Genomic DNA, 21,033 nt, shown 5'->3' with positions numbered 1-21,033 from the left:
GGGAGGCTCGGGACGAGACGTGAGTTCTGAGGGCTCTCGGGAAGGGAGAGCGATGGAGTGGACGCAGCCGTGGGCCGAGTTCGAATCGCCCGACGATGATTCGGATCGAGTGGCCATGCCGCCCGTTCCGTCCGACCCCGCGGCGGTGCGGCAGATGTTCGCCGAGTACCCGGCCGGCGTCGCGGCAATCTGCGCAGACGTCGACGGGCGCGCGGTGGGCATGGTCGTGACCTCGCTGACCGTCGGAGCATCGTTCGATCCTCCGTGCGCACTTGTCTCCATCCAGCGAGAATCGCAGACGTGGGTGTCGCTGAAGACAGCCCCGCGCATCGGCGTCTCAGTGCTGTCGGAGAACAATACGGAGGCGGTTCGTCGGCTCGCTTCACGCAGCGGAGACCGCTTCGACGGATCCGTGCTCGGGCGCACAGCGGACGGCGCGGTCTTCATCTCCGGTGCGAGGCTCTGGCTCGAGTGCCGCGTCCTGAGTGCGATACCGACCGGTGACCACGTCGTCGTCGTTCTGGAGGTGGTCGGAGCGAGCGCGCACCGAAGCGCACGGCCGCTCGTCTATCACACGGGCTCGACCGTGGCCCTCCCGTCGTCCGCCTGATCGGCGTCTCAGCGGTGCGCCCGCCGCTCAGCGGGCGGTGATCACGATGATGCGCACGCCGGTGCGCCCGAGGGGCTGGATCGAGTGCGGAGCCGAGGAGTCGAGCCACGCGGCATCGCCCGCACGCAGCTCCTGGTCGCGGTCGCCGACGGTCAGTGTCATGCGCCCCTCAAGCACCATGATGATGTCCTCGCCTGAGTGCTGGAAGGGTTCGGGGTCTGTCTGCCCTGGCGGATAGCTGGACATGTACACCTCGATGCGGCGCCCCGGTGCTCCGTACAGCATCCGGGTCGACACGGCCTCGCCGGGGCCCGCGGACGGGAGGGGTACCCCGTGCTCGGTCAGTCGGGCGCTGTCGTCGTCTTGCGGCAGCAACTCGGCCGGCCCTGTTCCGAGAGCCTCCGCAATCGCATAGAGCGAGGCGACGCTGGGCACAGTCCGGCCATTCTCGACGTCTGAGAGCAGAGACTGCGACAGCCCCGCAAGGCTGGCGAGCGCCCGGGTCGTCAGTCCTCGTTCCTCGCGGGCGGTCCGCACGCGGGCGCCGACCCCGAGCTCCCATTCCTCGGCCATCATGAGTGCGCTTCCAGTGCATCGCGTCCGACAAGCGCGATGAAGGCAGAGCCCGGTACGGGCGAGTCATCGGGGCAGGCGAAGCGATGCGGCACGGTGCCGTCCAGCCAAAGGGTGTCGCCGCCCTCCATTCGAAGTGGAGCGAGCCCCTCGCGCAGCAAAACGAGTACGCCCTCGAGCAGAACGAGGAATTCTTCGCCCTCGTGCACCACCGGTCGTCGCTCGACGTCGCCGGGGGCGAGCTCGATGCGCACGCCTCGGAGCTCGCCGGTGGTCAGTAGGGGCCGAACTGGGCCCTCGTTCCGTGAGCGCGCCCGCCTGATCTTCGACGCCGCGACGCGCTCGACCCGGTCGGTGCTGGGTAGGAGGCGAGCGACGGGCACCTCCAGCGCCTCGGCGAGTCGCCCGAGGGTGCGCAGGCTCGGAAAGATGCGGCCGTTCTCGATGTTCGAGACGAAGGGCTGCGAGGTGCCGATGCGTGCGGCCAGATCCCGCATGCTGATTCCGAGCAGAACCCGGGCTGCACGCACTTCGGAGCCGATGCCCTCGGCGACAGAGGGGCGGGCATCCGTCGTCGACAAGCTGTCTTCCGGAAGGCGTTCGCTCACCGTTGCGATCCTACCGAAAGGCGTCCCCCTGAACGGCGAAGCCGCCGCGCCTGCCGCACTCTCGGACTACTCCTCGCCGATGTCCTCGTTCCACAGGGCCGGATTTGCCTCGATGAATTCGGCCATCATGGCGATCAGCTCGGGGTCGTTGACCACGGCGACGTCGCAGCCGTGTTCGGCGATCCAGTCCTGCCCGCCCAGGAAGTTCTGGTCGTCGCCGACCACGACGCGGCCGATGCCGAATTGGCGCACGAGGCCCGAGCAGTACCAGCACGGAGAGAGGGTGGTGACCATCACGGTGTCTCGGTAGCTGCGCTGGCGCCCGGCGTTGTGAAAAGCGTTGGTCTCGGCATGCATCGCCGCATCACCGTCTTGCACCCGGCGGTTGTGCCCGCTCCCGAGCAAGACCCCCGCGCTGGTGAACAACGCGGCGCCGATCGGGATGCCGCCTTCCGCTGCTCCCTTCTCGGCCTCGGCTCGTGCGACGGCCAATTTGTCTGCGTCTGTCTCGTAGATCACGCGTCAGCCTCGACACGGGCCGCCGGCAGGATCGTCTCGCTCGACAGCGGAGCACCGAGCACCGGCCGCACGATTCGGAAGACCACAACGTACAGCACCGCCGCGAGAGCAAAACCGACCAGGGCCGTGAGGTCACCGATCTCGGGCGTCGATCGCACGATCAGACCCACGTAGACGGCCTGGTTGGAGAAGAGCCCGATCGAGACCACCGCTGCCACGACGAAGGCGATGATGCCGGCAGGGTTGCGGTACTTGTTCTTCTCGTCGACGACGAGCGCCAGCACGGCCGTGCCGCGGCGAAGCCAACGGTCGGCGAGAACGATGCCGAGCCAGGGAGCGATCCAGTAGGCGATCACGAGCAGGAAGTTCTCGTAGCTCGCACCGGCATCGGGCATCGAGAGCAGGGCGATCACAAAGCCCAGCACGCCGAACCCGAGCGCCACGATGGCGCGACGGCGCTCGAAGGGAATCTTGATTCCGATCGCCAGGAATGACATCGACCCCGAATAGATGTTCAGTGCGTTCGCCGAGATGGCGCCCACGGCGATCGCGAGAAGCGTGATCGCGGAGATCCAGCCCGGCATACCTGCGGTGAACGTATCGGTCGGGCTGGCGTCGTCGGCCAGGCCGCTGTGCACGATGGTGGCCGATGCCGCGCCCACGATCATAAGAAAGCTGGTCGAGACGAAATTGCCGAGGCCGGATGCGACGGCGATCTTCGCGCGGCTCGTGTCGGCGCGCAGATACCGGGTGTAGTCCGCCGCGTAGGGGTTCCAACCGGCCGTGTAGCCGAATGCGGCACCGGCCGCGAGCATAAAACCGGCGAAGCCGCCGAAGCCACCGGAGCCGTCGCCGCCTGCTGGGGCCGACGTGTCGGCGTTAGCGAGGATGAAGATGCCGGCGATGAGGAAGATCGCGCCCAGAACGAACATGGCGTAACGCTCGAAGAGCTGCACGATGTCATGGCCGACGAAAGCCACGGTCACCTCGACGACAACGACGATGGCGAGCGTGAGCACCGGGTTCCAGCCCGTCAGTGTGGCCAGCGCGAAGGCTCCGCTGATGGAGTTGACGGCGAACCAGCCGAGTCCGGCCATCGCCGTGTTGAGGCCGGCGGGCACGATGTTGCCCCAGAAACCGAAGGCCGTGCGCCCGAGCAGCATCTGGGCGAGGCCCTCGCGCGGCCCCCACGTCGAGAGGAAGCCCTGACTCAGGCTGCCGAGGAAGTTGCCCAGGAGCACGGCGGCCACGGCCTGCCAGAAGCTCAGCCCGAAATAGAGAACGGCGATGACTCCCACGAAGATCGTGGCGAATTCGAGGTTGGGCGAGGTCCAGGTCGCGAACAACTGCCACGGCGATCCATGGCGCCTGTCCGATGGAATCGGCTCGATTCCACCGGGTTCGACGAGTTGTGTTTTTGGCGCAGCGGTCAGTGTCATGATCGGATCTTAGAACTGCGCACGTCTCGAGAACCCGCGGTGCGACAACGCGTTACAGGCCATTTACACGGCTGAAACGAAGCACCTGAACCGGGCCACGAACATCCGGTCGACCGCCGCCGTTCAGAGTGGATCCTGCGAGTTCTCCTGGCGCGTGACGCGCTGGCCGGTGGCGGGGTCGACCGCGGTGCGCGTCGTCGATGTGCTCTGGCGGCGACGCGCCATCAGCACCAGTCCCAGGACGGTGACCACGAATCCGGCGCCCATCAGGATGTAGCCGACCATGCGCAGGTCGATCCAATCCACTTGAATTTCCACCGCGAACGCGAGGATGGCGCCGACGGCGAACAGGAAGATACCGAATCCAATACTCATAATTGGCATCATATGAACGCAGCGTCCTCTGCGGTAAGGCGTTGACAAGTAACCTTGCACTTGTCGTTTTCGCACCGATCCAATGCAGGAGCACTATGTCGCGCACCATCAGACTCGCCGTCATTCCCGGAGATGGCATCGGCCCGGAGGTCGTCGCCGAAGCCGTGAAGGTGCTCGACGCGGTGGCGCCGTCTGCCGGTCTCTCCATCGAGAAGACGCACTTCTCTCTCGGCGCGACCCGGTTTCTCGAGACCGGCGACGTGCTGACCGACTACGACCTCGCATCCATCTCGTCGCACGATGCCATTCTTCTCGGCGCCGTCGGGGGAGTGCCCGGCGACCCGCGCCTCGCGAACGCGAACATCGAGCGCGGTCTGCTGCTGAAGCTGCGCTTCACGCTCGACCACTACGTGAACCTGCGCCCCACCACCATCTACCCCGGTGTCGCCAGCCCGTTGTCGAACCCGGGCGACGTCGACTTCGTTGTCGTGCGCGAGGGAACGGAGGGTCCCTACGTCGGCAATGGCGGAGCCATCCGCGTCGGAACGCCCCACGAGATCGCGAACGAGGTGTCGATAAACACGGCATTCGGTGTCGAGCGTGTCGTGCGCTTCGCCTTCGAGCTGGCCCAGTCGCGCCCGGCCAAGAAGCTCACCCTCGTGCACAAGACCAATGTGCTCACCTTCGCGGGCGGCATCTGGCGTCGGCTGGTTGACACTGTCGGGGCCGAGTTCCCGGATGTCGCCGTCGACTACCTGCACGTCGACGCCGCCACGATCTTCCTAGTCACCGATCCTGCTAGATTTGACGTCATCGTCACAGACAACCTCTTCGGCGACATCCTCACCGATCTGGCCGGCGCAATCAGCGGCGGAATCGGCCTGGCGGCCTCGGGCAACATCAACCCCGACGGAGCCTTCCCCAGCATGTTCGAGCCGGTCCACGGATCCGCGCCCGACATCGCAGGCAAGCAGATCGCCGACCCCACGGCCGCGATCCTGTCGGTGGCACTCCTCCTCGATCACCTCGGGGTTCCGGATGTCGCGGGCACAGTCCGCGACGCCGTGACGGCCGACATCGCAACCCGGCAGGCAGACAGTCCGCGCACGACGAGCGCCGTAGGCGACGCCATCCGCGACGCGGTCGCCTCGTCGCTCGCCCGCTGACACCGAACCTTTTCGACTAAGGAATTCGCAATGACCGATCTCGACAGCACCTTTCCCCTCACGTTCACCCTCACGCCCTCCGAGACGGTGCGTGCCGAGGTTGAGCGCGAGGCGATCCTCGCCGATCCCGGCTTCGGCAAGCACTTCACCGACCACATGGCGAAGATCGACTGGACTGTGGCCGATGGCTGGCACGACGCGGCCGTCGTGCCCTACGGCCCGCTGCTGCTCGACCCCGCGGCATCCGTTCTGCACTACGCACAGGAGATCTTCGAGGGGCTCAAGGCCTACCGTCACGCCGACGGATCAGTCTGGACCTTCCGCCCCGAGAAGAACGCCGAGCGTCTGCAGCGGTCGGCGCGCCGACTCGCCCTGCCCGAACTCTCCACCGAGGACTTCGTGGAGTCGCTCAAGCAGCTGATCGCTGCCGATGGCGCGTGGGTGCCCGAGGGCGGCGAGACCAGCCTCTACATCCGGCCGTTTATGTTCGCCAACGAGAGCTTCCTCGGTGTGCGCAGTGCCCAGAAGGTGGGCTACTACGTCATCGCGAGCCCGGCGGGAGCGTACTTCCCCGGGGGAGTGACACCGGTGTCGATCTGGCTGTCGACCGACTACGCGCGTGCGGGTCGCGGCGGCACGGGTGCTGCGAAGACCGGCGGCAACTACGCGTCGTCACTGCTTCCCCAGGAGGAGGCCTACGCCAACGGCTGCGCGCAGGTGCTGTTCCTCGACTCGTCGGAGGGCAAGTACCTCGAGGAGCTCGGCGGAATGAACGTGTTTCTGGTGAAGAAAGACGGCACGCTCGTCACTCCGGAGTCGTCGTCGATCCTCGACGGCGTCACGCGCGACAGCATCATCGAGCTGGCCAAGGCCCGCGGCCACAAGGTGGAGCACCGCAAGGTGACGTTCGACGAGTGGCGCGACGGCGTGGCATCCGGTGACGTTGTCGAGGTGTTCGCGTGTGGCACTGCCGCCGTGGTCACGCCGATCGCAGCGCTCAAGGGCGCGGACTTCGTGATCGGCGACCCGGATGCTCCGGCGGGCGAGCTCACGATGTCGCTGCGCAAGGAGCTCACCGACATTCAGTACGGGCGCATACCCGACGTGAACGGCTGGCTGACCCGCCTCGACGCGTAGATACTGGCGCTGGTCGAAGAGGGCTATCTGCGCTGGTCGGGTAGGCCGCGGCGTCCGTATCGAGCGGCGAAGCTGCTACGTAATCAGCGCGGGGCTGGTTTGCTCTTCTGAGAAGACCCCGGAACGGCCGGGCGGGCTGCTTCATCGTGCCACGACCATCGTCGGCGCGTTCAGTCACTTCGGGGAACGGAACGCGGGGCTCGCTGAGGTCGTGATCGCACGAACGGGAGGAAATACGCGCATCTGACGCGAATAGCGCGTCGATGTGCGAAATCTCCTCCCGTTCAGCGCGGAACGGACGGAGAACAGCGCATCCGAGCCGAATACGGTGTCGGGTGAACGGATCTCCGCCCATTCCGACGGCAACTCGATGAGCGCATCGTTGGGCCGTTAGAAGACTCGCTACTCGCGCTCGCGGTCGTCGGCCATCTCGAGGTAGCCGCTGAGAGCTGCGATGAACTCGTGGCTCGGAACGTGGCTCGGGTCGGCCTGAATCTTCACGTATTCCGCCTGCAGCTCGTCGATGGCCTGGTCGATCTCGAGCACGGCGAGGGCGTTGCGCTGTTCGTTGTCGAGGCTCACGAGGAATCCGATCGCGCGGTCGATGTCGGCCGCTCCGCCGAAGGAATAGTCAGACATGGGTGTGCTCCTCGAGGCTTGCTCCGTGATGGGCGAGGAGTTGCTCGCCCCTCGTTAGCGTAGCGTTCGGACTAGGCTCGGAACCGTGAAAATTGCGCGCTTTACGGTCAGCGGGGGAGAGCCCCGGTTCGGAATCGTCGATGAGACGGAGATCGTGGTTCTCGTGGGTGATCCCATGTTCGTGGGCTACGAGACTACCGAGGAGCGGGTGCCGCTCGACGCGAACGTCAAGCTGCTCGCGCCGGTCATCCCACGTTCGAAGATCGTCGCCGTCGGCAAGAACTACGCCGACCACGCCGCCGAGATGGGTGGCGAGGCGCCGACGACTCCGCTCATCTTTCTGAAACCCAACACCTCCGTGATCGGGCCGGGCGACGCCATCCAGTTGCCGCGTGAGAGTTCGCAGGTCGAGCACGAGGGCGAACTGGCCATCGTGATCGGCAGCATCGCCCGCGACGTGAAGAAGGAAGACTATGCCGACGTGGTCTTCGGCTACACGATCGCGAACGACGTGACCGCGCGCGACATTCAGAAGGCCGACGGCCAGTGGGCCCGCGCCAAGGGCTACGACACCTTCTGCCCGCTCGGCCCGGTCATCGAGACAGATTTCGACTTCTCGGATGCCGCCATCGAGGTGCGCGTCGATGGCGAGTTGCGCCAGAGCGGCAACACGAACCAGATGATTCATTCGATTCCCGAGATCATCGCTTTCGCGTCGAGCGTGTGGACCCTGCTGCCGGGTGACGTGATTCTCACGGGAACGCCCGCAGGAGTCGGTCCGTTCGTCGATGGTCAGAAGGTCGAGATCTCCATCGCGGGGCTAGGCCTCCTGAGCAACCCGGCCAAGAACCGCTGATCGAACGCACTCCTCGGTAGGATTGAGGAGGTATGTCGAATCCCTCCCTGCACCCTGTGTCCACCGCGACCGGCACCGACGTTCGCGTTCGGTTCTGCCCGTCGCCCACCGGTACGCCGCACGTCGGCCTGATCCGCACCGCCCTGTTCAACTGGGCGTACGCCAGGCACACGGGCGGCAAGCTCGTCTTTCGCATCGAAGACACCGACGCGGCGCGTGATTCAGAGGAGAGCTACGGCCAGCTGCTCGATGCGCTGCGCTGGCTGCGCCTCGACTGGGACGAGGGCATCGACGTCGGCGGACCCGACGCGCCCTACCGCCAGTCGGAGCGCACCGACACCTACCTCGAGGTCATCGAGAAGCTGAAGGCATCTGGCCACCTCTACGAGAGCTTCTCGACCGCCGAAGAGATCGACGCGCGCAATGAGGCGGCCGGGCGCGCTAAGCAGCTCGGCTACGACAACTTCGACCGCACGCTCACCGACGAGCAGCGCGAGGCGTTCAAGGCCGAGGGCCGCCAGCCGGCGCTCCGTCTGCGGGTTCCCGACACCGAGCTGAGCTTCACCGACCTGGTTCGCGGCGACATCACGTTCCCCGAGGGCTCGTTCACCGACTTCGTGGTCGTGCGCCCCAACGGTGCGCCGCTCTACACGTTGGTGAACCCGGTCGACGATGCGCTGATGCACATCACGCACGTGCTTCGCGGAGAAGACCTGCTCTCGTCGACGCCTCGCCAGATCGCGCTCTATCACGCGCTCATCGACATCGGCGTGGCCGAGTGGGTGCCGCAGTTCGGCCACCTGCCCTACGTTATGGGCGACGGCAACAAGAAGCTGTCGAAGCGCGACCCTGAGTCGAACCTCTTCCACCACCGCGACCGGGGCTTCATTCCCGAGGGCCTCGTGAACTACCTGGCTCTGCTCGGCTGGTCGCTCACCCACGATCGCGACGTCTTCTCGATCGACGAGATGATCGCGGCGTTCGACGTGACAGACGTCAATCCCAACCCTGCGCGCTTCGACCTGAAGAAGGCGGAGTCGATCAACGGTGACCACATCCGTATGCTCGCCAGCGTCGATTTCGCGGCCCGTACCATTCCCTATCTCGTGCGCGACGGCATCCTGACCGAGCCTCTCAACGACTACGAGGAGCAGCTGCTACTCAAGGCCGCGCCGCTGGTGCAGGAACGCATGGCGCTGCTGGGTGACGCCCCGGCGATGCTCGGCTTTTTGTTCGTGCAGGGTGCGAACCTCGAGTACCAGCCGGATGCCCTCGCCGGGCTCCCCGAGAACACCGGGCTCGTGCTCAGCGCGTCGATGAACGCCCTCGAACTCGTCGAAGAGAGCAACTGGAACGCTGCCGAGATCCAGGCAGCGCTGCAGGCCGCGCTCATCGACGGACTCGCGCTCAAGCCGCGCGTCGCCTACGGCCCGCTGCGCGTTGCCGCGTCGGGTCGTAAGGTCTCGCCGCCGTTGTTCGAATCGTTCGAGCTTCTCGGCAAGACCGAGTCGATTGCGCGCATAGACCGTCTCTCGAGTCGGCTGGGCTAGTCCGTGATCGAGATCTTGCGCCCCCAGGCGGCCGCGCCCGTCGAAGGGCACGTGGACTGCGTGATCATCGGCGCGGGTCCTGCCGGAATGTCTGCTGGGCTGAACCTCGTGCGGGCACGTCGCAAGGTACTTCTCATCGACAGCAACCGGCCGCGGCACTCCGCCACGCTCAAGAGCCACGGCTTTCTCACGCGCGACGGCGTCTCGCCGCTCGAGCTGCGCAAGACAGGTCGGGCCGAGTTCGAGGCCTACCCGATGGCGTCGTTCCAGCAGGCTTTGGTCACGAGCGTCTCGGTCTCGGATGCGGCGGGCCCGCCGGCCGAGCAGCTGAGAGACCGGCCCGAGTACCGGGTGCAGGCCACGGCGATTCGCGGGGGCGGGTCGGTCGATGTCACGGCATCGGCCGTGCTGATCGCATCGGGTCTCAGCGAGACGCTTCCGGCGCTGCCCAGCGTTCGGGCCTATTACGGATCGAGCCTGCACAGCTGCGTCGAGTGCGACGGCTTCGAGAAGAGCGATGAGCCGCTCGCCCTCATCGGCGAGAGCGACGACCTCGCCGAGCGCGCTCTGCTCATCTCGCAGTGGTCAAGCGATCTCATCGTGTTCACCAACGGAGTCGGAACCGTCTCTGAAGCCGACGAGGCGGCCCTGGCCGCGCGCGGCATCCGGGTGGAGCGGCGGGCTATCGCCGATGTCGTGGGCGACCGCGAGGGACTTACGGGGGTGCAACTGGTCGACGGCGAGGTGATTCCGCGCACGGGTGGCTTCATTCGGCCGCTGTGGGAGACGAAGCTGGAGTACGCGTCGTCGCTCGAGATTCCGGAGACGGCCGACGGCTGGATCGAGGCGGATGCCGACGGACGCACTGCTGTGGCGGGAATCTACGCGGCGGGCGACGTCGTTCCTCCGGGGCCGCACCAGTTGATCGTGGCGGCCGGCGAGGGCGCACGCGCCGCGGCCGTGATCAACCGCTACCTGATCGGGTCGCTGTAGGGTCGCTCGGTTTGAGCGCAGCCTCTGCGTAGGCTAGTGTTGACTCTCGGTCAGGACTTCGGTTTTGATGCAGTGGGGTATGGTGTAATTGGCAACACGGAAGATTCTGATTCTTTTGTTCTTGGTTCGAGTCCAGGTACCCCAGCAGTAGAGGCCCGCCAGTTCTTACGAACACGACGGGCCCTTTTTTGTTTGGCTCGTTGCCGCGGCTTCCGACAGGAAGATGTTGACGTGAATGGGTTTGCGCGGCCGAGGCTTCTGGCATCAGCCCCGACCGAGGTCATCGAGTATGTTCGCGCGATCGTGGGCGGCCGCGTTCTTCGCGAGGAGCCTGCGTCTGATGGGTTCACGCCGAGCGTGGCGTCGGTTGTCGTCGCCGATGGCATTCGGCAGGTCTTCGTGAAGGCCGGTCCAAAGAACGATGAGGGCGGGCGAGCTGTTCGCACAGGTGCTGAACTCTCGGAGGTAATCATAGATCTTGGTCCTGCTCTTATCGGTTGGGCTGAGCGCGCGGGCTGGTACGTCGCGGTCTACGAACGGCTCGCCGGAGCTGCCGTGGTGCAATGGGAGGCCAACGATATTGCGGAGCTGTCGGCGCTTGCCGCCACCATGCGCGATCGGTTGAGTCCGAGTCCCATCGCCGATACGAAGCCGTTCGCCGACGCATTCGCGCCGCTGCTAGGTACGTGGAGGGCGTTGGTCGAGCCGGGCCATCCACAGAGCGGAACGGTCGAGCATGTTCGTGACCGAACGTTGCCGTATGGGCTGCAAGCCGAAACGCTTGCGGGCCTCGAGTCGGACTGGTTCGAGGCCTTACGCGAAGGCTCGTCCCTGCAACACGGAGACCTTCGACGCGACAACATCCTGCGTGAGCCATCCGGTCGGCTGAGACTGGTGGACTGGACTCACCGCTGGACGGCGCCGAGGTGGGCCGATTGGGTGAGGCTCGTTCCGGATCTCGCTGCCGACGGGTTCGACCCACAGGCCGCGTTCGAGGCAATCGCTGGGCGTGAGGCGAACGAGCACGAGGTGAACGTGATGCTGGCGGGTTTGGCCGGGCGCTGCTGGAGAGACGGGCACCTCGCGGCGGTGCCCGGATTGCCTCAGCTGAGACCCATGCAGCGTCTTCAGGGCGACATGACGCTGAGGTGGATGGCCCAGCGTGGCCTGCGGTAGCTTCAGCGCGGTCGAGTCCAGACATCACATTACGCAGGTGAAGGTCTTCGGCTCGGCGGTGCATGGCGCGAATACGCCTCACTCGGATATCGATCTTCTCGTCTCATTCAGTGACGGTGCAAGCCTGCTCGACCAAGCGGGATTTCAACGCGAGGCAGAAGACCTCCCCACTTGAATGGCCGAGGGCTGACGTGGGAGTTGAGACACCGTGAGACTTGGCGAAGAAGGTGCCCGCCGTCTTGCGCAGAGTTGGACTAGCGCGCCGCGCAGTATGGAGACTGCTTCTTCCTCCTCGGCATCGTAAGTTCGTCAGACGGAGTGAGGTTCATGGTTCCTTTGAGCGCGGTTCCTAGGGTTCCACGTCGTTCAAGTCGGTAACACGGCCGACGGCCGAGAGTGCGAATATCAGTGGAGCTGCGGCGGAAGCGACGCCAATCACCACGAGACTGATCTTGGGCGTCGTTGTCTGTGCCAGAATGCCGGCTATCAGACTTCCCAAGGGCAGACAGCCCCACGAGATGAATCGGACAGTGGCCATGACACGGCCCAACAGCTCTGGTGGTGTTTCCCGTTGACGGTAGGAGCGCGTGGTGATGCTCACCACGACCGCTCCCGCTCCGGCGAGAACTGAGCCGGCTGCGAATGCCGACAAGCCCCAACCGGGCAGAGCCACGGCAAGGAGTATGCATCCGGCGGTAGTGGCCCAGGCGGCCTGGAGCGTCGTCCGCGCGCTCCCGAGACGTCGGATCATCGTTGTCGCTATGGCGGCGCCGATCAGCGCGCCGACGCCGTCGAAGGCCAGCAGTAACCCCACCACTGCGACATTTACGTCCAGTTCGCGGACGAGAAACACGGCGACCAACGCTGCCTGCGCTCCGACGGCGAAGTTGAGGACGGCCGCCAGTATGGTTGTCGGCCGCAGGACTGGATGGCTGAATACGTGACGGACGCCCTCGCCGATCAGAGATCGGTAAGTCCGTTCTTTGCCCGTTGCAGCCGCGTCGACTGAAGGGAAGCCGCTGAAGATGAACGCGGACGCCAGATAGCCGATTCCCGTGGTGGCCAGTGTCAGCACCGGTCCGAGGATCCCAGCCATCACACCGCCCAACGCCGGGCCGCCAGTGGAGGCCACCGCGTGGGTGGCGGACATCAGGCTGTTCCGCTGTTCCAGCTCGTCGTCGTCGATGATGCTGGGCAGATACGTGGAGTTGGCGACGTCGAAGAGTACGTCCGCGCAGCTGACGACGAATCCCGCCACCACTAACGACCAAATACTCAGGACCCCCGTCGCCCACATCGCGACGATGGCGGCGATCACTAGAAGGCGAAGCAGATCCATGCTTATCTGCACTCGTTTCAACGCGAACCTCTCGGCGATCACACCCGCGGGCAAGCCAAGCAGCAACCAGCCGATGTTGCTCGCTGCCGCGACAATTCCGAGTTCCAGTGGCGACGAGCCAAGGGTCACCACGGCGACCAGAGGGAAAGCGACGGACGCGATGCTGAGGCCAACCCCACTCAGAGAGCTGGCAAGCCAGTACCTCCAAAACAAGCTCAGCCGGGACTGCGTTTGGATGAGAGGCAACTGTCTGGTCATGCCTGTCCGCCTGCGGAGGGGTCTGCGGCCCGATCGTGTTCCGGCTGACCACCGACATCGAGATATTGGCGCCAACGCGCGGCCGCGGCATCGAGCTCGTCCCGCTCGGCGACGGGGTCATCGGACGACAACACCATGCTGTCGTCCGTTGTTCGCGGTACGAGATGGAGGTGCGAATGGAAGACTGACTGGCTGGCGGCGGGGCCCTCCGACATGAGGATGTTCAATCCCTCGGCATCCGGGAACGCAGTAGACAGATTCGCGGCGAGCGTGTGAGCCAAACTGGCGAGCTGTATGAATAAGGTCAGTGGAAGGTCTGAGAGTGCCACGTAATGCTCTTTCGGCAGAACAAGGACATGGCCCCGCGAAACAGGTCGGACGTCCATGATCGCCAAGATCGAGTCGTCCTCGAAGACCTTGGACGCTGCAAATGTGCCGTCAACGATCCTGCAAAACAGGCAATGAACCTCTACTGCGGCCTTTGCGCTCATGCGCGCAACTCGAGCACGCCGGCGTCGAGCCCTTCGAGGCAGAGACGTTTGACTTCTTCACCAGAGACCGCCATCTCGGCAGCCAGGAGCGTGATGTTCATCGGCTCCGTCAGCAGAGAAAGGAGCAGCACCCAGGCGGCCCTGTCCACCCCGTCGAGGGTGAATGCGAGTCGTCCGTCGACGGCAACGATCTCGCTACCGTTCGGATCGTTGACGTTCCTGAGAACACTGACTTGCGGGCCGCGGGCCAGCGTGCTGTGTTCGTTGAGAGGGGGCGCGTAGAGCACCGCGTCACGGACTTCGTCGCGAGAGGCGTCCCAGTCCTCGATACGGAGTTCTATGGGGACACTCGCGTTATCGCGCCTGTCGAGGGTTCTCGGCTGAGAGTCGAGCATGTTTTCCAGTAGTCCGAGGTTCATGACTGCGAGCAGGTACTCCATCGAGCTGTCACTGGGATCGTTCTTCAGCCGCTCTACCGCAGCGAAGACGTTGGCCTTGTCTAGCCATTGGGTTGCGCCCTTGGAGCTGAGTGCATCGTCCAGCAATTCACCGGAGCCTTGGAGGATCATCTGGATAAAGGTGCGCTGGTTATTGTATGACGGGTCGTCATAGAAGAACGAGACTTTGGGCCGTTCGAGGATGTTCGTCGGCAGCAAACCTTTCAGCGCGCGTCGGAGGATCGCCTTGTCCCAGAACAGGGACGCGTGCATCTTGCGCGGTACGGCATTTGTGATCTCGACGACGCGGTGGTCGAGGAAGGGAACGCGTGCTTCGATGCTGTTGGCCGCCGCGGTCCGGTCCTCGTGCCAGTTGTTGTACTGTTCGATGTCGTGCAGTTTCCAATCGAGGTAGTGCCGGTACGGGTCTGCGCTCACTCCGGGTAGTACATCTCGGCGTAACAGCTGCCCGTGAGACGGGTCGAACCACGGTGCGAGTTCCGGCATTGCGAGGAGTCCGGTGTTGGTTTCCAGCGTCTCGATGGTGCGCAGGTAGGTTTCGTAACCGCGTCCGGCGCTGAGTTTTTGCGAGTAGCCTCCGTTGAATTCGTCTGACGCCTGGCCGAGCATCATCGCTTTCAGGCCGGGCCGAGTTTGCCGCGCGAACCGGTGGAGTTCGAATTTGTAGAAGTGCTCCGGGCTCGCCTGCGGTGTTTCCAATGCCCAGAGAATGGTGCGCCACTCCTCTGAGCTAGGAATCCGGTTGCGGTCGAAGATCACTTGGTGATTGTCGAGTCCGCATTCCAGGGCGGTCCGGTGAGAGTATTCCGCGTCGCCGTTCACGTAGGTGCTCCCAGTGAGCGCTGTAAAGGTAGGGATTCCGCTGCCTCGCGCGAATGCCGCTACGGCGGCGGAGTCGATGCCGCCACTGAGGAATAGACCGACCTCGATGTCGGCGGTCAGGCAGTCGCGGACTGAAGCGGCCAAGGCATCCCGGTAGATCCTGACGATTTCTTCCTCGGAGGCATCAGTGAGGTCAGGTCCTGAGCTGGCGTTCCAATACCGCGTTGTCGTCAGCTCCCTAGTGGCGATGTTCAACTCGGTGAAGTGTGCTGCCGGTACGACATGGATGTCCTTGAACCAACTCGTCGGCGGTTCCGTAGTGAATGCCAAGTCCAGGTTGAGGCCGGGGTTCGTAAGCGCGCCCTGCCAGTCCACTTCCCTAGGCGTCCTTCGGTCGGCGAAGAGGGCTTTGGTTTCGGATGCGAACACGATCCTCTCACCATCAAAGTGGTAGCTCAGCGGTTTGATGCCGAATCTGTCGCGGCCGAGGATCAGTCGGCCTTTACGATTGTCAAAAAGCGCGAAGGCGAACATTCCGTTCAGCTTGTCGAGGTACGCTATCCCTTCTTCGAGATAGCCGTGCAGCAACACCTCGCAGTCCGACTCGGTAGAAAAGCGGTTCCGCTTCTCTAGGTCTTGGCGTAACTCGCGGTGGTTATAGATCTCTCCGTTGACCATCAGCATGACGTTCCCGTCGGCTCCGAAGAACGGCTGGTCGCCGTTGTCGAGCGAGAGTAGCGCTAGCCGCTGAAACCCGAAGACTGCGGCGCCGACGATGCCGAAGTCCGTGTGGTCGGGCCCTCGGTGTGCTATGACATCGGTCATCGCCCGGACGCTGTGCTGGGAATCAGAACTTGCCTGCGACGTTCCGAACTGGACTCTTCCTGCGATTCCGCACATTACGAACGGGTCCTTTCCTTGAAAACGGTTTCTGTCTGGTCCTCGATGACGTCACGGAGGTCTTGCGTCTGTAAGTCTGCGAAGTAATCGAGGCTGCGTCCGGCCCCGCGGAGCGCGGCCTCTCGGACGGCGGTTTCGCTGAACAGTTCGTCGCCCGCATCCTCCGCGTCAGTGCGGCTCACACCGATCGCAATCAGATCCAGAACGGTCGAGGTTCTTTCCGGCATGGTGAAGCCGACCACGAGCTTCGGATAGACATCCACGGCCACTCGGCGCTCGGCGGGTGATAGCTGTCCCCACAGAATCCGCAAGAACTGCCGGAAGTACGAGTGGTGCCGTCCCTCATCCGTAGCGTGATCGCGGACGCTGTCAGCTATGCCGTCGTCGACTTCCCCTGATCGGGCGACTTCGACCAGGTTCCCGGTGATGAGCGTTTCGCTCACCGCGACGAACAACAATTCGATCAGGTTCTCGTAGCCGGGGTGGTGCGCCATGACGCCGTCCAGGACCACCATGAACTCGGGGGTCGCAGCAATGTTGGGGATGATGCCGCTCGCGGAACGAACCTGACGGGCGAGGTCCTCCGAGAAGAGAGCATGGTATGCCTCGTCGACGTAGATGTAGTAGGCATCGAATCGCATCTGGTCCGGGACGTCGATTCGGATCGTCCCGTGTGCGATTCCCAATGCGGTTTTGTTCACGACCAGGTGTTCAAGTCGAGTCGTGAAGTCGAGGTACCGGTACAGCTGTTGCGCTTTCAGGTAACCGCGGTCGGTCTCGTCGATCCCGTCGGACACTGCGTGGTTGAGAGCCGGGACGAGAGCTTCGGGGAAGCTGGCCAAGGTGCTGAATCCGTCGCTGAGTAGGCGTCGCGGCGATGTGCGCACTGCAGCGCGCTCATCCCATTGCCGGAAGGGGCTCTTGTATCCGTCTGCCTCGGCGCAGTCCGAATCGTCCACTTTTGCGAGCGGGCAGAAGGACAAAGCAGGGCAGCCGACGAATAGTCCGTTCGTTCCGCACATTTGAGTCCTCCTTGGCCGCACGTGAAGGTCGGCTGCGGTTTTACACGCAGCCGACCCGAGAGTTGAGCTAGATACGCGCCGTCGCGATGCCACGGGCGTCGAGCTCCTTCTTGTCTTCGATCTTCGTCAAAATAATCACCTCCACTCCCTCGTGTTTTCAGAAGTAAACAGTACGTACGGTTTTTTACAAATCGGTCTCGAACGCGTGCTGTAGCTCTATCGAACATCGCCTTCTCGGGCCCACTTCGCGCGGCACGAATGGGCATACGCGGCCGATTAGATAGTCGGTCATCGCCCCTCATCGAGGGCCTTCCGGCTTTTTTGCCTAAGATTCAAATACGGTCAGTCGGTTTTTTAGCGCTGACGACAGGCAACGCGTGAGAACTCGGGTTGTGGAGTGACATTTGGCACGACGAAAGGACTTCGATGGTCGGGATGCCGTCATTGCAATTCCGGTATCCGGTACCCGAGGAATACGTGCACAAACGTGCCCGGGACGAAGTGTTTCCGACTGATCTGGTGTCCGTTGGTGGCGACGAGATGTGGGCTGGAGTGAGCTGGCCCTCGTCGCACTGCTTCTACCGGAGCGCGGAGTGAGGAATAGATTCGTATCTGGTCCTAGAGACTCTCCGGCAGCTCACCATTCTCGCGTGCCACCTGCACTATGGGGTTGATACAAGCGCACACTTCGTGATGTCGGGGCTGGGCGTGAAGTTCGCACAGGCGGCGGCTACTGGGCTTCCGCATCCGGCGAACGTTGTCGTCCGCCTCCGAGGCGATCGCGTGCGCCGCACACCCGCAGGCGCGCTGCGGGGCGTCCGAATAAAAGCCGAGTTCTACGTCGGGTCGATGCTTTTCGCGACCGGCCACGGGGATGCCCTGATCGTAAATGAGAGGGCTTACTCGAAACTGCGCAACGGACAGACTGAAAAGCGACATGGCGGGGCGCCCCGGTACCCGGGGGCCACAGTGGACCCGCGCTCAGTCGGTCACTCCTCCGAGTCGGACGTGGTGCTCAGCGCCACTCACACAGCCGATATTTTTACTCTGTCGCTCGACCTGAACAATGTGATCCTCTTCGACCACCCTCTCGACCACATCGCCGGCATGATCCCGGCAGAGGCAACACGACAGGTCGTGCGACTGCTGCGTGCAGAACCGGATGCGGAGTTGACTTCTGCAGAATTCCACTACGCAGCCGCGCTGGAGTTTGACGGAGAAGTCACTATCCATGTCGAGCTGGATGGCGACCGGGCAGCGGTCCGCTTCATCCAGGCCGACAAACTGGCCGTATCCGGCGAGGTTACGTTCGCACATTCAGCTCGAGCGGGGAACGTTACGGAATCAGACGATCAAGCAACTCGCGTGCGCTTTCAATCCGATCGTCCGGAATTACCGCTGGAAGAACGAATGTCCACATCTCACGAATTCGCGGCAACAGATCTTCCCGTCCTGTGAACGTGTCGGAAACCAGTTGAATCCCGGTGTACGCCGGAATCAGGAACCGGGCGAACACCACGGGATCGATGTCCTTACGAAAGTCACCCTCGCGGACCGCAGCCTGGGCGATCTCCGCGAAGGTCTTCAGCCATTCCTCGTACGGAGCGACAAGCGGAGGGTCGAAGTTCGTTATTTCAGTCGTCAAACGAATACCCGCTTTGACCACAGGGTCAGTCATCAACCGCTTAGCGAGATCGATGCAGAGAAGGACCATCGTTTCGAACGCCGGCTTTTCCAACGCTTGGATCCGGAGTCCGGCTTCCATCGCGAGAGAATGCTCCTTATCGATGACCGCTCGAGCTATTTCCTCTTTGGACTGAAAATGAAAATACATGGCGCCGCGAGTCGTCCCGGCCTCTTCCACGATCGCCGTCGTGGTCGCCATCCCGTATCCCAAGCGGTAAAAGGCGAGAGCCGCGCCTTCGACCAGCCGGTCTCGAGTGACCTGAGCCCGTTCTTGTTTCACCACGCATTGCCCCCATTTGCTTGTAGTCACATATTAGCGGCAGGCAGTGTGTGTTGATTGAGACGAGCAAGGTCGCAATCCTCGGTGCAAATGGGTTTATCGGCCGCGCCGTGGCGGAATCGGCGACCTCCAGTCGCGGGGAAACGACGGTGCACTCAATGGTCCGTCGGACTTCGTCGCCCCCTCGTCCTCCGGGTGAACTGTATGCCGGCGATGTCCGAGACATCGGTTCGATCCGGGCGGCGATCCGAGGAATGGATGCCGTGATCCACGCCGCCAGCTACATCGGATATGACGCCGCTCTGTGCCGAGAGACGAACGTCGCAGGCACATTGAATGTTGTCGAAGCCTGTGCAGTCGAGGGGGTCGACCGGATCGTATATGTGAGCACAGCATCGGTGTACGGAACCGGCCCGCACCGAGGGCCTGCCGAATCCGAACTCGAGATACGCCCCGAGTCTGCATTGAGCCGTAGTCGCGCGGACGCGGAGAACCTCGTCCTGGACTCAGGGGGCACGGTGCTCCGACCCGACATGGTTCTCGGCGCCGGCGACAGATGGTTCGTACCCGGGTTGATGAGATTCACCGATGCTGTCGACGGACTTGTCGATGGCGGCACGACTCGGATGAGCGTCGTGCACGTTCGCGATCTAGGTGCGGCCGCATTCCAGTTGGCCGTCCTTGACACGCCTTCTCCGGGTGCCTATAACATCGCGTACGAGCAACCCGCGGAGGTCCGCGAAATCATGGACCTCCTCAGAGTGCCAGCGGCGCCGAGCCTCCCTTCCGTTGCCTCCGCGGACGCACGTAAGCTTGCGACGAATGCAGGGTTCACCACCCGTCAGTTCTCCCTCCTCGCCTCCGATCATTGGTTCGACGCAGGAAAGCTTCGCAGCGCAATCGGACCCGGTTTAGGCGAGCTAGTCGTCGACGGCACCGACCGCGCTTGGTATCAGTCGCTCAAGCCGAGATCGGACCTCCGATGACCGCCGGGCCGGATTGTGTCTAAGCGATGACTCAGCGCGCTTGAAATGTTTAGCCATTGAAGATCGCGTCTGTTTCGTAGTACCTTCGCCCGCCTTTGAACTTCTGCTCGATGCAGTGTGCTTTCGCCAGTACCGTAGCGTCTGACGATGTCACTAATCTGATCGGCGTCCAATCTCGCCGGCTTCGCCAACTCCCGCAAATTCTCGGGGTGAGATCAAGATCTGAATAGTTTGATATGAGGTCTCCAATGCCAGCAGTAGAGCCCCCGGTGCTCCGGCATTCGTTGTTCAACGACGCCTGCGTTGTGGCTTGTCGCGAAAGGACGGGTGTAAGACAAGAAATGCCGCGATTGCAAGAATGATTGAGGCCGTCACGAGAGCGGCACAGATCTCGATGCTGCTACGAATTCCAGCAGCGTCCTGAGCGCTTTCGACGGTGCTATTCGCAAGAGTGATGATGCCTGCGTAGATGAGGCCACCAGCGAAGAGTGCGACCGCGACCCTATGCAGAATACGTACCACCGCGCGCTCTCGGGGACAGCATTTGGTGTTCGCTGTCATCGCTCTAACTCAACACAGTTGCGCACGCGAAGCAAGACGAGTATTGAGACCGCACATCCACTGTCTCGAAAGACCAAACACATTCGCGCGACGGCTGACGCGCGGTACTTGATCTTCTGGTCCAGCGGCGTGCGTCGGGATATGTTTGGGCGAATAGGAGGGTGCGATGGGCGAAGTTGCGAAACCGCGTCCGTCTGAAGTGCTTGAAAAGAACGCCGATGCCGTGATTCAGATCGGGAAGAAGTATCACATCCTGCAGGTGAAGGTGTTCGGATCCGCCGTGCGCGGTACGGACACCTCTCGATCGGATATCGATCTCCTCGTTTCCTTCAGTGATGATGCGAGCCTGTTGGATCAAGCAGGATTTCAACGCGAGGTGTCGGAACTCCTTGGCTACCGGGTCGACGTCGTGAGCGACCGAGCGGCGTCGACACCGACACTCGATCGCATCATGTTCGAAGCGGTGCCCCTGTGACGACCGACCGCCTCGGTTCCGAGCCGTAGTCTCCGGCGACGTGGCTCCCTCAAGTCGGGTCATTCAGGCCTCCGTTCCCCACGTGACACCTGGCGTTCATGCGGCGCCGCCAGT

22 protein-coding genes, 1 tRNA gene and 1 pseudogene are annotated in these 21,033 nt (G+C 63.3%); 12 read left to right on the top strand and 12 right to left on the bottom strand.

The window, feature by feature from the left end:
* Positions 1 to 52: 52 nt before the first annotated feature.
* Positions 53 to 610, top strand: a complete 558-nt coding sequence (locus TZ00_RS12920; RefSeq protein WP_052521552.1) for a flavin reductase family protein — start codon at positions 53 to 55, stop codon at positions 608 to 610.
* 27 nt (positions 611 to 637) lie between these two features.
* On the opposite strand, the gene TZ00_RS18970 is transcribed toward TZ00_RS12920, so the two are convergent.
* From TZ00_RS18970 to TZ00_RS12895, 5 genes are all read right to left on the bottom strand, one after another.
* Complete coding sequence (locus TZ00_RS18970; RefSeq protein ID WP_084606089.1) at positions 638 to 1,186, bottom strand: helix-turn-helix domain-containing protein; 549 nt, start codon at positions 1,184 to 1,186, stop codon at positions 638 to 640.
* Positions 1,183 to 1,791 carry a helix-turn-helix domain-containing protein gene (locus tag TZ00_RS12910; RefSeq protein WP_052521550.1) on the bottom strand — a complete coding sequence of 203 codons (609 nt, stop codon included), beginning with the start codon at positions 1,789 to 1,791 and terminating at the stop codon, positions 1,183 to 1,185. The genes TZ00_RS18970 and TZ00_RS12910 overlap by 4 nt, the downstream gene beginning before the upstream one ends.
* Positions 1,792 to 1,857: 66 nt before the next feature.
* Positions 1,858 to 2,310, bottom strand: coding sequence for a nucleoside deaminase (locus TZ00_RS12905; RefSeq protein ID WP_044442252.1), 453 nt, complete (start codon positions 2,308 to 2,310; stop codon positions 1,858 to 1,860).
* Positions 2,307 to 3,749 (bottom strand): purine-cytosine permease family protein, encoded by a 1,443-nt coding sequence (locus tag TZ00_RS12900; protein ID WP_044442251.1) that lies wholly within the window; start codon positions 3,747 to 3,749, stop codon positions 2,307 to 2,309. Before TZ00_RS12900 ends, TZ00_RS12905 begins: the two co-directional genes overlap by 4 nt.
* 123 nt (positions 3,750 to 3,872) lie before the next feature.
* Complete coding sequence (locus TZ00_RS12895) at positions 3,873 to 4,124, bottom strand: DUF6458 family protein (RefSeq protein ID WP_044442249.1); 252 nt, start codon at positions 4,122 to 4,124, stop codon at positions 3,873 to 3,875.
* Positions 4,125 to 4,219: 95 nt separating this feature from the next.
* Here TZ00_RS12895 and TZ00_RS12890 point away from each other — a divergent pair, with 95 nt between their 5' ends.
* Positions 4,220 to 5,290 carry a 3-isopropylmalate dehydrogenase gene (locus TZ00_RS12890; RefSeq protein WP_044442248.1) on the top strand — a complete coding sequence of 357 codons (1,071 nt, stop codon included), beginning with the start codon at positions 4,220 to 4,222 and terminating at the stop codon, positions 5,288 to 5,290.
* 30 nt (positions 5,291 to 5,320) lie between these two features.
* Positions 5,321 to 6,427, top strand: a complete 1,107-nt coding sequence (locus TZ00_RS12885; RefSeq protein WP_044442246.1) for a branched-chain amino acid aminotransferase — start codon at positions 5,321 to 5,323, stop codon at positions 6,425 to 6,427.
* Between the two features lie 402 nt (positions 6,428 to 6,829).
* Here the strand turns inward: TZ00_RS12885 and TZ00_RS12880 are convergent, their stop codons facing one another.
* Positions 6,830 to 7,066, bottom strand: coding sequence for a hypothetical protein (locus TZ00_RS12880; protein ID WP_044442245.1), 237 nt, complete (start codon positions 7,064 to 7,066; stop codon positions 6,830 to 6,832).
* Positions 7,067 to 7,151: 85 nt separating this feature from the next.
* Here TZ00_RS12880 and TZ00_RS12875 point away from each other — a divergent pair, with 85 nt between their 5' ends.
* The 6 genes from TZ00_RS12875 (at position 7,152) to TZ00_RS20630 (ending at position 11,816) form a co-directional block, all read left to right on the top strand.
* Complete coding sequence (locus tag TZ00_RS12875) at positions 7,152 to 7,922, top strand: fumarylacetoacetate hydrolase family protein (RefSeq protein ID WP_044442244.1); 771 nt, start codon at positions 7,152 to 7,154, stop codon at positions 7,920 to 7,922.
* Positions 7,923 to 7,954: 32 nt separating this feature from the next.
* Positions 7,955 to 9,472, top strand: a complete 1,518-nt coding sequence (gltX, locus tag TZ00_RS12870) for a glutamate--tRNA ligase (protein WP_044442243.1) — start codon at positions 7,955 to 7,957, stop codon at positions 9,470 to 9,472.
* An 87-nt stretch (positions 9,473 to 9,559) separates the two neighbouring features.
* Complete coding sequence (locus TZ00_RS12865; RefSeq protein ID WP_084606096.1) at positions 9,560 to 10,465, top strand: NAD(P)/FAD-dependent oxidoreductase; 906 nt, start codon at positions 9,560 to 9,562, stop codon at positions 10,463 to 10,465.
* Between the two features lie 73 nt (positions 10,466 to 10,538).
* Positions 10,539 to 10,610: transfer RNA gene (locus TZ00_RS12860), tRNA-Gln, on the top strand.
* An 86-nt stretch (positions 10,611 to 10,696) separates the two neighbouring features.
* A complete protein-coding gene (locus tag TZ00_RS12855) occupies positions 10,697 to 11,641 on the top strand; it encodes an aminoglycoside phosphotransferase family protein (RefSeq protein WP_044442242.1) in 945 nt (314 codons plus the stop codon).
* Complete coding sequence (locus TZ00_RS20630; protein ID WP_078714183.1) at positions 11,628 to 11,816, top strand: nucleotidyltransferase family protein; 189 nt, start codon at positions 11,628 to 11,630, stop codon at positions 11,814 to 11,816. Before TZ00_RS12855 ends, TZ00_RS20630 begins: the two co-directional genes overlap by 14 nt.
* A gap of 174 nt (positions 11,817 to 11,990) precedes the next feature.
* On the opposite strand, the gene TZ00_RS12845 is transcribed toward TZ00_RS20630, so the two are convergent.
* From TZ00_RS12845 to TZ00_RS12830, 4 genes are read right to left on the bottom strand one after another with little or no spacing between them, the layout of a single operon-like run.
* A complete protein-coding gene (locus tag TZ00_RS12845) occupies positions 11,991 to 13,238 on the bottom strand; it encodes an MFS transporter (RefSeq protein WP_044442241.1) in 1,248 nt (415 codons plus the stop codon).
* Positions 13,235 to 13,729, bottom strand: coding sequence for an HIT family protein (locus tag TZ00_RS12840; protein ID WP_044442240.1), 495 nt, complete (start codon positions 13,727 to 13,729; stop codon positions 13,235 to 13,237). Before TZ00_RS12840 ends, TZ00_RS12845 begins: the two co-directional genes overlap by 4 nt.
* The gene (gene asnB, locus TZ00_RS12835) at positions 13,726 to 15,909 is read right to left on the bottom strand and encodes an asparagine synthase (glutamine-hydrolyzing) (protein ID WP_044442238.1); all 2,184 of its coding nucleotides are present in this window, start codon (positions 15,907 to 15,909) and stop codon (positions 13,726 to 13,728) included. Before asnB ends, TZ00_RS12840 begins: the two co-directional genes overlap by 4 nt.
* The gene (locus TZ00_RS12830) at positions 15,909 to 16,931 is read right to left on the bottom strand and encodes a diiron oxygenase (RefSeq protein WP_084606088.1); all 1,023 of its coding nucleotides are present in this window, start codon (positions 16,929 to 16,931) and stop codon (positions 15,909 to 15,911) included. The genes asnB and TZ00_RS12830 overlap by 1 nt, the downstream gene beginning before the upstream one ends.
* 600 nt (positions 16,932 to 17,531) lie before the next feature.
* On the opposite strand from TZ00_RS12830, the pseudogene TZ00_RS20625 reads away from it, so the two are divergent.
* A pseudogene (locus TZ00_RS20625) lies at positions 17,532 to 18,026 on the top strand (AfsA-related hotdog domain-containing protein); the annotation flags it as partial.
* Here the strand turns inward: TZ00_RS20625 and TZ00_RS20070 are convergent.
* Positions 17,913 to 18,248 (bottom strand): hypothetical protein, encoded by a 336-nt coding sequence (locus TZ00_RS20070; RefSeq protein WP_044442236.1) that lies wholly within the window; start codon positions 18,246 to 18,248, stop codon positions 17,913 to 17,915. The pseudogene TZ00_RS20625 and the gene TZ00_RS20070 sit on opposite strands and share 114 nt — an antisense overlap.
* A gap of 19 nt (positions 18,249 to 18,267) precedes the next feature.
* Entirely contained in the window at positions 18,268 to 18,900 is a 633-nt protein-coding gene (locus TZ00_RS12820) for a ScbR family autoregulator-binding transcription factor (RefSeq protein ID WP_044442235.1), read from the bottom strand.
* Between the two features lie 47 nt (positions 18,901 to 18,947).
* Here TZ00_RS12820 and TZ00_RS18965 point away from each other — a divergent pair, with 47 nt between their 5' ends.
* Complete coding sequence (locus tag TZ00_RS18965) at positions 18,948 to 19,883, top strand: NAD-dependent epimerase/dehydratase family protein (protein WP_274519276.1); 936 nt, start codon at positions 18,948 to 18,950, stop codon at positions 19,881 to 19,883.
* A gap of 727 nt (positions 19,884 to 20,610) precedes the next feature.
* Positions 20,611 to 20,919: a nucleotidyltransferase family protein gene (locus TZ00_RS12810; RefSeq protein WP_044442233.1), complete on the top strand. Its 309-nt coding sequence runs from the start codon at positions 20,611 to 20,613 to the stop codon at positions 20,917 to 20,919.
* Positions 20,920 to 21,033 lie beyond the last annotated feature (114 nt).

Source organism: Agreia bicolorata, assembly GCF_000938265.1.
GTDB classification, from domain to species: Bacteria; Actinomycetota; Actinomycetes; order Actinomycetales; family Microbacteriaceae; genus Agreia; species Agreia bicolorata.
Note: the sequence above shows the minus strand (reverse complement) of the source record. Positions and strands in the feature narration are given on the sequence as shown.